We start from the raw sequence: 11969 nt of genomic DNA on the forward strand, positions 1-11969 counted from the left end.
ATCTCCGGAAGCTAGCGCATCTTCAGGGTCGAGATGGCGACCAGCGCGAGGATGATGGTGATGATCCAGAACCTGACGATGATCTTCGGCTCGGCGACCCCCTTCAGTTCGAAGTGGTGGTGTATCGGGGCCATCCGGAAGATCCTCTTGCCGCGGTACTTGTACGACCCCACCTGGAAGATGACCGACAGCGCCTCGACCACGAAGACCCCCCCGACGATGACGAGAAGGATCTCCTGCTTGGTGAGGACGGCCAGGGTGCCGAGCGCCCCCCCCAGGGAGAGAGAGCCCACATCCCCCATGAAGACCTCGGCGGGATAGGCGTTGTACCAAAGAAAGCCAAGCCCCGCGCCGACCATGGCGCCGCAAAGAACGGCGAGTTCCCCTGCCCCCGGCACGTACGGGATCTGCAGGTAGCCGGAAAGCCGTGCATTACCTGCGATGTAGCAGAAGAGGAGGTAGGTGGCCGCGTTGATGGCGACGGGACCGATGGCGAGACCGTCGAGTCCGTCGGTCAGGTTCACCGCGTTACTCGCGCCGACGATGACCAGGGCTACGAACGGGATGTACAGGATGCCCAGTTCCGGGTGCAGCCTCTTGAAGAACGGGAAGTAGACTTCGGTGGAGAACCCGGGGAGGTTGTAGAGGAAGATGCCGACGCCGCCTGCGAGGATCACCTGCCAGAACATCTTCTGGCGCGGCGACAGTCCCTTCGGGTTTTTCTCGACCACTTTCTTGTAGTCGTCGACGAAGCCGAGCACGCCGTACCCCCCAAGGATGAGCAGGGTGAGCCAGATGAAGATGTTGGTGAGGTCGGCCCACAAGAGGGTCGGGACGACGATACAGACGAGGATCAGTACCCCGCCCATGGTGGGGGTCCCCTGCTTCTTCAGGTGCGATTCGGGGCCGTCGGTACGGATCACCTGGCGCGCCTGCAGCCCCTCGAGTTTTCTGACCACCCACGGCCCCACGATGAAAGAAAGCACCAGCGCGGTGATCATGGCGTAGATGGTGCGGAAGGTCAGGTATTTGAAAACGTTGAAAAGCCGGTAGTCCGCGGCGAGCGGATACAGCAGATGGTAAAGCATCAGTCATGCCCCCCTTGCGTCGCGGGTGTCAGCGCCTGTTTTACCGCTGCCGCCACCTTTTCCATCTTCATACCGCGGCTCCCCTTGAAAAGGACGCAGTCGCCGGGCTCGAGCCAGCTGAGCAGCTCCCCGGCAATTTCCTCGTGGCTTTGCGCATGCATAATGCGCTCGGCGGGAAGACCGGCCTCGAGGGCACCTTTCTTGATCTCGGCGGCAAGCTCGCCCAGCAGATAGAGGCGCTCCACTGCCGCCGCGGCCTTGGCGCCCAACTCGCGGTGCGCCGCCTCGGTGCCGAGCCCAAGTTCCAGCATGTCTCCAAGCACTGCGGCGCACCTTCCCCCCGCGGAAAGCTCATGCAGGGTGGTGAGTGCCGCCGCCATGGAGGCGGGGTTCGCGTTGTAGCTGTCGTCGATCAGGGTGACGCCGGCCACATCCTCGAGCTGGAAACGCTTGTCGTAGGGGGTGAACTCCTCGAGCCCACGGCAGATCACCTCGCCCGGAACGCCGAGCGCGTGCGCCGCAGCGGCCGCGGCAAGCGCGTTGTAGATGTTGTGGCGGCCGAAGGCCTTCAGGGTCACCGGCAGCTCGCCGTCGGGGAGCCTCAGGGTAAAGCTTTCCCCGAGCTTCCCGAGGCTCTTGATCTCGGCCGAGGAGACTTCCGCCCCCCTGAGACCGAAGGTGAGCCGGGTGACGTTGAGATGGGTCGGGCAGGCGGAGACGAGAGGATCGTCCACGTTGTACACCGCGACGCTCCCGGGCTTCAGACGCAGGAAAAGCTCACCCTTGGCCTTCGCCACCCCCTCGACGCTTTCAAGGGTCTCAAGGTGCGCCGGAAAGGCGTTGGTGATGATCCCCACCTGCGGGTCGGCGATCTCAGCCAGGCGGTCGATCTCGCCGAACTCGCTCATGCCGATCTCGACGACGGCCCAGCGTTCGCGGCCGGTCAAGCGGAACAGGGTGAGCGGAAGACCGATCAGGTTGTTCAGGTTCCCCTCGGTCCTGAGACCGGGGCCGGTCTGGGCGAGGATACGGGCGAGCATCTCCTTGGTGGTCGTCTTGCCGTTACTGCCGGTAACCGCGACCACCTTGAGATCGAAGCGGCGCCGGTGGAAGGCGGCCATGTCGCCCAGGGCGCGCAGGGTGTCCTTGACGGCAACCGCACTGCACCCGGCGGGAAGCGGGTTAGCGGCGAGCCACGCCTCGGAGGCGAGGAAAGCGGTGACGCCGCGGACGGCGGCGGGATTTATGAAGTCATGACCGTCGAAGCGCTCTCCTACGAGCGGCACGAACAGTTCGCAGGGAGCGACCTTGCGCGAGTCGGTGGAGACGGCGGAGACGTCCATGCCCCCCTCCCCGATCAGCCTGCCGCCGGTTGCCTCGGCTATTTCATACAGCGTGAATATCGACATCCGGATCCTGGTTTCCTTTTACTGCCGGGCGTCATGCGCCCTTGATTCGCCCCTTTTCCAATGGTGCTCAGGGCTTACGGTTCCTGCACCGCGAACTGCTTTTCCCAAGCGCGGGAAAACGACTAATGTGCCGCAAAATAAGGGAAAAGGGAACCTTTTTTTGCTACTGCTACTTCCTGAGCCGCAGCGCAGCTGCGGCCTCCTCCCGGTCGTCGAAGTGGAACTTTTCTGTCCCGACGATCTGGTAATCCTCGTGCCCCTTGCCGGCCAGAAGGACGATGTCGCCCGGCTTTGCCGCGAGGATCGCGGCGCGCACCGCGGTGCGCCTGGACTCGATGGTGGCAAACCCCTTCTCGCGGAAGCCCCCCTCCAATTCCTCGAGGCTGTACTCCTTCAGGTGCAAAGGCGTGATCCCCGCCCTCACGTCGACGAGAATGGCCGCCGGGTCCTCGGTGCGCGGGTTGTCCGAGGTGGCTACGGCCAGGTCGCTGTAGCGTGCCGCGATCTCCCCCATCACCGGGCGCTTCCCCTTGTCGCGGTCGCCGCCGCATCCGAAGATGGTGATGATCCGGTCCGTCTTCAGTTCCGAGATGGTGGAAAGGACGTTCTCCAGGGCGTCGCCGGTGTGGGCGTAATCGACGAGCACGATGATCCCCTGGTCGTTCGCGACCCGCTCGAGGCGCCCAGGCACCTTCTTGTGTGCACGGATCCCCGCCTCGATCGCTTCTTTAGGGATGCCAAGGGCAAGACCCGCCCCGACCGCGCCAAGGATGTTGTACAGGTTGAAGCGCCCCAGGAGGTCGGACTCGATGTTGATCTCGCCCACCGGCGACTGGAGGCGACAGCGGATGCCGTGCACCGAGAAGTCCACCTCGGCGACGGAGAGGTCGGCCGGGCCTTTCACCGAGTAGGTAAGGACCGGCGCGGTCGCCTCGGCGGCGATCCTCGGACCGTAGGGGTCGTCCAGGTTCACCACGGCGCGCCTGAGCGGCTTGTGCGCGCTCGGAGCGAGGAGGTCGGTGAAGAGGCGCAGCTTGCTTTTGTAGTAGGACTCCATGTCGAGGTGGTAGTCCAGGTGATCGCGGGTCAGGTTGGTGAAGATGGCGACGTCGAAGATGCAGCCGTCGGCGCGGTGCTGCTCCAGCGAGTGGGAGGAGACCTCCATCACCGCCCCCTGCGCGCCCTGGTCCACCAGGTCGCGCAGGATCTTCTGCAGGTCGACCGACTCAGGCGTGGTGTTAGGTGCGGGGATGTCGGTCGCGCCGAAGCGGTAGCTGATGGTGCCGAGGACGGCCGCGGGGATCCCCGCCTCAGCCATGATCCCTTCAACGAGGTAGGTGGTGGTGGTCTTGCCGTTGGTGCCGGTGATGCCGACGACCGGTATGTTCCCGGTCGGGGTACCGTAGAAAATTGCGGCCATGAGGCTCATGGCGCGGCGGGCATCCGGGACCTCGACGCACACGGCCCCGGCAACGGCGCAGGGGCGGTCCGCAATTATTGCGACCGCCCCCCCTTTTACAGCGGCTTCCACGAACTCCGTCCCGTTGCTCTTCACCCCGCGCAGGGCGAAGAAGGCGGCGCCTGGCGCCACCTGTCGCGAGTCGTAGCAAAGCGACGTTATCTCCATGGCGTCGTCTCCGGTCACCTTCGCTCCCGGAACACAGGCCAGCAATTCTTTCAGTTTCATGCTCCCCCCATGGTCAGGCCGACGGCACGAAGCGCACCCAGACCTGATCCTGCGTGGTGATGCGGGCGCCCGGTGGCGGGTTCTGCTCTACCGCCCGGCCGCTTCCCTGCAATTTTACGTTGAGACCGCGCTGCTCCATCACCCTGAGCACCTGCCGCATGCTCATGCCGCGGAAGTTCGGCATGGTCCCGGCGTCGCCACCCTCGATGGCGCCCCCCTCCACCGCGGCCTGCTCCACCTGCGGTGTCATCTTCTCTGGCACCGTCGCCGGCTTCTTCTTCACGTTCTTGTCCGGCGGGACGTTCAGGTAGCAGAGGGCCTGCTGAGCGATGGCGCTGAAAGCCGGAGCGGCGACCACACCGCCGTACACGTTGGCGGTCGGCTCGTCCACCATCACCATGATGGCCAGACGGGGTTTCTCCACCGGAACGAACCCTATGAAGGAGCCGATGCGCTTTTTTGCCGAGTAGCTGCGCCCTTCCACCTTCTGTGCCGTACCGGTCTTCCCCGCGACACGGTAGCCGTCCACCGCGGCACCGGTGCCGGTCCCACCCTCGGCGACGACGCCTTCCAGCATGCCGGCCACGGTCTTAGCCGTCGCGGGCGAGATCACCCTTCTTTTCAACTGCGGACCGAACTGCTGCAGCACGACACCCTCGTCGTCCACGATCCGGTCCACGAGGTACGGCTTCATGAGGTTGCCGCCGTTGGCTACCGCCGAAACCGCCGCGGTCAGTTGCAATGCCGTTGCCGTCACCCCCTGGCCGAAGGAGATGGTGGCGAGGTCGATACCGTACCACTTGTCCTGCGGCCGGAGCATCCCCGAGACCTCCCCCGGGAGATCGACGCTGCTCTTCTCGCCGAACCCGAAACCGGTGAGAGCGGTGAACAGGCGCTGCGAGCCGAGCCTCTGGCCGATCTTGGCAGCACCGATGTTGCTCGAGTATTTAAGGACCTGCGACACGTTCAGCGCACCGTACTTGTGCGTGTCGTGGATGGTTCTGCCGTACATGTTGCAGGAGCCGTTTTCGCAATTGAAACTGTCGCCGGGCCTGATCACCCCCGCCTCGAGGGCTGCCGCCACCAGGAAGATCTTGAAGGTCGACCCGGGCTCGAAGCTGTCCGCGATGGCGCGGTTACGCACCGACTCGTGGGTCAGTGCCGCGATGTTGTTCGGGTTGAAGGTGGGGTAGTTGGCCATGGCCAAGATGCGCCCCGTGTCCGGTTCCATGACGATCGCGATCCCGGCCTTGGCGCCGTTTTTCTCGATCGTCTTTACGAGTTCCTTCTCCGCTATGTACTGGATGTTCTTATCCAGGGTGAGGACGACGTTGCTTCCTTTGGAGCCGCTTTTCCCCTCGCTCCCCTTCTTGAGGGCGATGTCCCGGCCGAGCGCGTCGCGCTCGGTGACGAGGAAGCCGGTGTTACCGAGGATGACGTTGTCGTACTTCTTCTCGACCCCTTCCAGGCCGGCCGGGTCGACACCGGTGAAGCCTATCACATGGGCCGCCACCCCCGAGTTCGGGTAGAAGCGCCGGTTTTCCTTTACGAAGCCGACCCCGTCGAGTTCGAGCCCCCTCACCTTCTTCGCCTGCTCCGGGGCCATGCGGCGTGCGATCCAGACGAAGTTCTTGGCACCTTTCAGCTTCGCCTCGAGTTCGGCCCTGTCGCACCCGAGGACACTTGCCAGCTGCGCCGCCGCCTCCGGGATATTCTCCATGTTGCGGGTCTCGGCGTAGCAGGAGTCCATCTCTATGGAGACGGCGAAGGGGGCGTTGTTGCGGTCGTAGATGCCGCCCCGGCTCGGGGTGAGCGCCACGATCCTCTGGTGCTGCTTCTCGGCAAGCTTCACCAGGCGGTCGTTGTTCAAAACCTGCAGGTAAAAAGCGCGTCCTGCAGCGATGATGAAAACAACCACGAACAGCAGGGCCACGAAACGCATGCGGACCCTTGCCCATTTCTCCCGCTTCTCGATCACTTGACCAGGACCACCTGCTGGTCGTTGGGGAGCGCCATACCGAGCTCACCCTTGGCGAGCGCCTCGATGCGGGCCGGTGCCTTAAGCGAGGCGACCTCGACCCTCAGACGCTTGTTCTCCTGCTGCTGTTCCCTGAACTGCCGGTTCGCCTCCCCGATCCTCAGGTTCAGGTCGATCACCTCGACCCTCGACCAGACGTGGAAAATGGAAACCAGGGTAAGCAGGACCATCACCCCCGTGAGGTAACGGAAGCTGATCCAGTTTTCCCTTACCGCTACCCCGGGACGTGCCGGTGCGGCGACTTTGCCGTAGGCGACTTTGCTCTGTGCCATAGATCTACCCTCTTCTTTAAATCTTCTCGATGCCTCTTAGGCGTGCGCTGCGGGACCGCGGGTTGGCCTTCAGTTCCTCGTCCCCCGCCTTAATAGCCTTTTTGCTCAGCAGCCGGTACTGCGGCGTGCGGTTGCAGATGCAGATCGGGAGTTCCTTCGGGCAGGTGCATCCGGCACTCGCACCCCGGAACGCCTCCTTGACGATGCGGTCCTCCAGCGAATGGAAGGAGATCACCGCACCGCGTCCACCTTTTTTCAGGAGCCTCAAAAGGTCGGCAAGGCCGTCCTCAAGGCTCTTCAACTCCTCGTTCACCGCGATGCGCAGCCCCTGGAAGGTCCTCGTCGCCGGGTGCAACCGCTCCTCCCACTTAGCCTTCGGGATGGCCCCCTTGATGATGTCGACCAACTGCAGCGTGGTCTCGATCGGGCTCTCCTCGCGTGCCTTCACGATGAAGGAGGCGATCCGCTTCGCCCAGCGCTCCTCGCCGTAATCGGCGATGATGCGGTTCAACTCCCCCTCGGAGAGGGTGTTCACCAGGTCCGCGGCGCTCGGGCCGGAGCTGCGGTCCATGCGCATGTCAAGCGGTGCGTCCGTCTGAAAGCTGAAGCCACGCTCATCCTTGTCAAGCTGATGGCTGGAGACCCCGAGGTCGAGCACGAAGCCGTCGATGGCATCCACCCCGATCTCGGCCAGGGTGGCGGCGATGGAGGAGAAGTTCCTCTGAAAGATGCTGACCCGGTCGCCGAACTGGGAGAGGCGCTCCGTGGCCACCGCGATCGCCTCGGCGTCCCGATCGAAGCCGATGAGCCGCCCCTCCGGGGCACTCGCGGTGAGGATGAGCCCGGCGTGGCCTGCGCCGCCGAGGGTCCCGTCCACGTATACCCCCCCGGTTTTCGGTTCGAGGAGCCCGAGCACCTCGTCCGGGAGGACCGATATGTGATGGAAATCCGGCATCTAGAGGCCAAGCTCCGCGAGCGCGGCCGAATCGACCGGGAAGTTTTGTTCGTCCTTCTCGCATACCTGGGCCCAGACGGACTGGCTGTAGATGTCGACCTTGTTCTGCATTCCGACGAAGTGTAGTTCGCGCTCCAGCTGTGCGGTCTTTCTCAGGTCGTTGGGAACCAGGATGCGCCCAAGCTTGTCTGCGGTGCATTCGACCGCCGGAACCAGGATGGTGCGGCGCACCGCGGCGAGCGCCTCGACGGAGAGCCCGAGGCCGGCCCCGTTTTTGAGCCGCTCCTCGAGGGCGAGGAATTCGCGGTAGGGGTAGATGGTCAGTCCGTAGCACACCTGCCCCTCGCCGAGTCGAACCGGGCTCGACTTGGTGAGGAAAAAGCGCTCGTCGCCGAAGGTCTCCACCAGAACCTCGCGGAATTTCGCGGGAATGCTGGTGCGCCCCTTGGCGTCGATGGTTGTGTCGAACTTTCCTCTGAACATGGTGTCCCCGGCACTTGTTGCCACTTTATACCACTACATACCACTTTCGTGCACGAACTATACGGGAGGCCATGCTCTATGTCAAGGCAAAATTAGAGACAAATAGGGAATTTATGGGAGGTTTTCCGATGGTTTAACGGGCGGGGTAAGAAGTGGTGGCAAGAAGTGGTAAGAACCCGGCGTGAACCCGGTTCCATTAAAGGGCGTAAGGAAGAGACGGAGGGGAAAACGCATCGGGCGGGGCCGTTACGGCCCCGCCCGAAATGCTGCGGCATTACTGGTTCTTTTTCCTGTCGAAGAGCGAGACCACGTTTCCCTTTTTCTCACCGCCCCCCTTTTCCACCGGGTCGAGCGGTTTTTCCGGAGGCTCCGGGGAGACGATTTTTTCCAGCATGATCGGCGTCCCGGACATGGTGAAGGGGGCGCCGTTCACCTGGCTTTCGTCGAGGATCCAGGTGTAGACCTGGAGCGGCACGGTGAGCACCAGGAGTTTCACCTGCCACCACCCCGGTTTGACGTCCTGGACGATGTCTTCGATGCGCGCGTAAAAGGCCGGCTTGTCCTCGATGTGCGCGAGCACGATGTCGTTGATGGTTGTCGTCATTTTTTCTCCTTCTCTTCCCTAAAGCAGAGGACCGTCCATGCTCCGTGGCGGGAACAGGGAACGGATCTCCGTGTAGATTATTTTGAGTTCCCGCTCCATGCCGTAAAAGCGGGCAACGTCCTCCTGCGACAGCCGGTCCTCGATCAGGTCGCAGTTGAAGGTGATGCAGTTGAAGGGGCGGTATCCCGCCGGGATCAGGCATTGCCCCTCGCCCAGGAACGGGCAGAGGCCGTTTCCGAAGCGCGGAGCGAAGAGGGGTCGCTTGGTGGCGAGGTAGACGAGGAGGTCGGCGGCGCCGAAGTGGTATCTGCCGCTGACGCAGCAGGCACCGCCGCATCCGGCGCAGGAACCGGCGGCGTCGACCTGGGCGACGATCTGCTGCATCGCCTCCTTGTGCGCCACCATGCCGTAGGCGAGTCCCTCGAGGGTCTTGCGTTCCGCATCGGGGAGGCGCTCAAAGGCCGCCGTCACGCCACCCACCCTCTCCTGCCATTCATGGTTCCAGCAGCTCACCTTGAACCTCTTCCCCCGGATATAAAAAAAGCCGTCCGACGGTGCGGAAGGCCCTGCTTCTTGAGTAACGGATGTTCTACGTTCTACGTTCTACGTTCTATGTTCTACGTTTTTACCCTCGGTCCACGTACGGCAAAAATCGCATCAACGAAAGGAGCAAGCCCCGGTGTCGTTGGTTTTACGTAGAACGTAGAACGCGGAACGTAGAACGTCTTTTAGGTTTTTTGGCCGGAGCAGCCCGTAAGCCGGGTTCTGTTCCCGCAACCGGTTACCCGGCGGCGGGCGATGGTCATTCATCTAGGAGCACCGTTGCCGGTGCCCTCAAGCAACCAACCCGGAAGCACGGACGGGCCGCCCTTAACGCTTCCCTATTTGGTCTTGCTCCTGGTGGGGTTTACCTGGCATCCGACGTCGCCGCCGAACCCGGTGAGCTCTTACCTCACCCTTTCACCCTTACCCACCTTCCGCCTTCGCCGAGGCTACGGCGGACCTTGTCGCCAAGGTTGTGGTGGGCGGACTTCTCTCTGTGGCACTATCCCTGGGGTTGCCCCCGCTGGACGTTATCCAGCACCATGCCCTGTGGAGCCCGGACTTTCCTCCCTCCACCTTCGCCGAGGCTACGGTGGACAGCGGCCATCTGGTCTGCTCCGGCCAAAATCTTTATTCCGTTCAAGGTTCTGCGTTCAACGTTCGCCGGATTCTCCCCCTCGATCCTCACTTGGGTGACGACGCAGCGCCTCCTCCGACGAACCGGGTACAGATCCCCATGGAACGTTGAACGTTGAACGCCGAACGGGTTTCTAGTCCTGCACTTCCTGCTTCATGATGAGGATGCGCTGGCAGTGCGGGCAGGTGATGACGTCGTCGGCACGGAACAGGGTATTGTAGAGCTGCGGCGGAAGATGCATGTTGCACCCCATGCAGTTCCCTTCCTTCGCCTCGACCACGGCCACACCCCTGCGCTGGTCGCGCAGCTTGCTGTAACGCTTCATCACGCTCGCCGGGAGTACCTTCACGGTCTCCTCACGGACAACGACGTCCTTGGAGATGCCTCCCTCGAGAGCCTCGACCTTCTGCTGCAGCTCCGCCTGCTGGGCGGTGACGTTTCCCTCCAGCTCGGCCAGCTCTGCCTCGCGCTTGGCGATCTCACCGTTTGCCTCGTCGATGGCGCTGATCTTCTGAAGGATCTGCTCTTCGAGCTCGGTGATCTGCTTCTTAGCAGTGGAGATCTCCTTGGAAACCGCCTGGTACTCCTTCTGCGTCTTGATCTCCTTGAGATGCGTCTCGGAACGGGTGATGTTCTCGTTCTCGGAAGCAAGGTTGGCGTCGAGCGCCCCCTTTTCCTCCTCGAGTGCCTGTACCTCCTCGCGCTTGGCGGCGATCTTCTCGCGCGCCTCGGCAAGCTTCGCCTCAAGGGCCTGCGCCTCGCTCAAAAGCTGGGCCTTCTCCCCATCCAGCCCGTCGATCCTCAGGTCGATCTCCTGCAGTTCGTATAACGCCTTCAGTTTGTTACGCAAATTCCGCCTCCCCAACTACCTTTTTATGTGCTAAAGAGCGACGCCTTCAGTAAAACGCGAAAGGCTCCCGCTCTCCTTGGTACTCAATTACCTCTGCCTCCAGGCGACGCGCAGCAAGCGCCCCCCTCAACTGCGCAGCAAGCCCCTCGACCATGATCCGCTCGGTGGCGAAATGCCCAGCGTCGAGCAGCGCCACGCCGAGCGCCTCGGCCTCGCGCGCTTCGTGGTACTTGACGTCGCCGGTCACCAGGATGTCGGCCCCCTTGCGCGCCGCCTCGTGCAGCAGCGAAACGCCGGACCCGCCGCAGACGGCGACCTTCTTCACCTGGCGCCCGGCTTCCCCCACCAGGCGTACGCCGGCGGCGCCGAGACGCTCCCGCACGAAGCCCGCGAACGCTCCGGCCTCGACCGGCTCGGGAAGGGTCCCGATGCGCCCAAGTCCACGCGGCGCCCCTTGACTCAGCACCGGATACAGGTCGTAGGCCGGCTCCTCGTAGGGGTGTGACTTCCTCAGCGCGGCTACGGCGGCGCTTGTTTTATCCTTCATGATCAGGAACTCGAGACGGCTCTCCGGCTCGGCGTGTCCCGCCCCCACCTCCCCTACGTAGGGGTTCGCCCCGTCAAGCGGGGTGAAGCGCCCGGTCCCCTCGCTCTGGTACGAGCAGTCGCGGTAGTTTCCGATGAGCGGCATGAACGGGGCAAGCGCCTGCAGCAGCTTATCCTCGAAACCTTTCGGCACGAACAGCACCATCTTCGCGTGTTCCTCAACTCCGGTGATCTTGAGCGGTTGCGCCCCCTCGATGCCGAGACGGGCGGCGAGGAGATCGTTGACGCCCCCTTGGGCGATGTCGAGGTTCGTGTGCAGGGAGATGATGGAGAGGTCGTTCTTGAGGGCCAGCATGGTGAGACGACCGGTTTCGTCGGCCGCCGTGATCTTTTTCAGAGGGGAGAAGATGAAGGGGTGATGCGTGATGAGGAGCGGGCAGCGTGCTTCGATGGCTGCTTCGATGGCGGGGCGACCGGGATCCAGCGCCACCATGATCCGGGAAACCTGGGAGACCGGGTCCCCCAGTTGCAGGCCTACGTTGTCCCAGGATTCCGCGAAGTGCGCCGGGGCAATTTTGCCTGTAATTCCAACTAGATCCGAAACTTTGGGAGTAATCATCGCGCTCAAAAGAAAAAGAGTGCAACCGCTTGGTGTGCACTCTTTCTCCCCACTTGAAGTGTATTTTTTCGTCTGACCAGGTGCTTTAAGGGCATCCCCACATCATCCTAATTTGTAAGGTGGTGGGCCCACCAGGACTCGAACCTGGGACCGACCGGTTATGAGCCGGTAGCTCTAACCAACTGAGCTATAGGCCCGAAAAGCGAAATTAAAACATATATTAAAAGGATTAACGTGT

General features: G+C 62.8%; 11 protein-coding genes, 1 tRNA gene and 1 other RNA gene. All 13 read right to left on the reverse strand.

Annotated elements, in window-relative coordinates; all coding sequences use genetic code 11:
• Nucleotides 1-11: 11 nt before the first annotated feature.
• A complete protein-coding gene (gene mraY / locus E4633_RS01425; protein ID WP_135868495.1) occupies nt 12-1088 on the reverse strand; it encodes a phospho-N-acetylmuramoyl-pentapeptide-transferase in 1077 nt (358 codons plus the stop codon).
• Nucleotides 1088-2497 carry a UDP-N-acetylmuramoyl-tripeptide--D-alanyl-D-alanine ligase gene (locus E4633_RS01430; RefSeq protein WP_135868496.1) on the reverse strand — a complete coding sequence of 470 codons (1410 nt, stop codon included), beginning with the start codon at nt 2495-2497 and terminating at the stop codon, nt 1088-1090. The genes mraY and E4633_RS01430 overlap by 1 nt, the downstream gene beginning before the upstream one ends.
• A gap of 169 nt (nt 2498-2666) precedes the next feature.
• Entirely contained in the window at nt 2667-4184 is a 1518-nt protein-coding gene (locus tag E4633_RS01435) for a UDP-N-acetylmuramoyl-L-alanyl-D-glutamate--2,6-diaminopimelate ligase (RefSeq protein WP_135868497.1), read from the reverse strand.
• A gap of 13 nt (nt 4185-4197) precedes the next feature.
• Nucleotides 4198-6162 (reverse strand): penicillin-binding protein, encoded by a 1965-nt coding sequence (locus tag E4633_RS01440; RefSeq protein WP_135868498.1) that lies wholly within the window; start codon nt 6160-6162, stop codon nt 4198-4200.
• Nucleotides 6159-6494, reverse strand: a complete 336-nt coding sequence (gene ftsL / locus E4633_RS01445) for a cell division protein FtsL (protein ID WP_129127351.1) — start codon at nt 6492-6494, stop codon at nt 6159-6161. The genes E4633_RS01440 and ftsL overlap by 4 nt, the downstream gene beginning before the upstream one ends.
• A gap of 16 nt (nt 6495-6510) precedes the next feature.
• A complete protein-coding gene (rsmH, locus tag E4633_RS01450; protein WP_135868499.1) occupies nt 6511-7449 on the reverse strand; it encodes a 16S rRNA (cytosine(1402)-N(4))-methyltransferase RsmH in 939 nt (312 codons plus the stop codon).
• Complete coding sequence (gene mraZ / locus E4633_RS01455) at nt 7450-7932, reverse strand: division/cell wall cluster transcriptional repressor MraZ (RefSeq protein WP_135868500.1); 483 nt, start codon at nt 7930-7932, stop codon at nt 7450-7452.
• A gap of 274 nt (nt 7933-8206) precedes the next feature.
• Complete coding sequence (locus E4633_RS01460; RefSeq protein ID WP_135868501.1) at nt 8207-8536, reverse strand: hypothetical protein; 330 nt, start codon at nt 8534-8536, stop codon at nt 8207-8209.
• Between the two features lie 18 nt (nt 8537-8554).
• Nucleotides 8555-9049, reverse strand: coding sequence for a hypothetical protein (locus E4633_RS01465; protein WP_135868502.1), 495 nt, complete (start codon nt 9047-9049; stop codon nt 8555-8557).
• A 226-nt stretch (nt 9050-9275) separates the two neighbouring features.
• Nucleotides 9276-9698: RNase P RNA component class A (gene rnpB, locus E4633_RS01470), an RNA gene on the reverse strand.
• A gap of 151 nt (nt 9699-9849) precedes the next feature.
• On the reverse strand, nt 9850-10566 hold the full coding sequence (locus E4633_RS01475) for a zinc ribbon domain-containing protein (protein WP_135868503.1): 717 nt from the start codon (nt 10564-10566) through the stop codon (nt 9850-9852).
• A gap of 46 nt (nt 10567-10612) precedes the next feature.
• Nucleotides 10613-11731 (reverse strand): Nif3-like dinuclear metal center hexameric protein, encoded by a 1119-nt coding sequence (locus E4633_RS01480; RefSeq protein ID WP_135868504.1) that lies wholly within the window; start codon nt 11729-11731, stop codon nt 10613-10615.
• A gap of 120 nt (nt 11732-11851) precedes the next feature.
• A tRNA-Ile gene (locus E4633_RS01485) sits at nt 11852-11928 on the reverse strand.
• Nucleotides 11929-11969: the final 41 nt, after the last annotated feature.

The organism is Geomonas terrae (genome assembly GCF_004791675.1).
GTDB lineage: Bacteria > Desulfobacterota > Desulfuromonadia > Geobacterales > Geobacteraceae > Geomonas > Geomonas edaphica.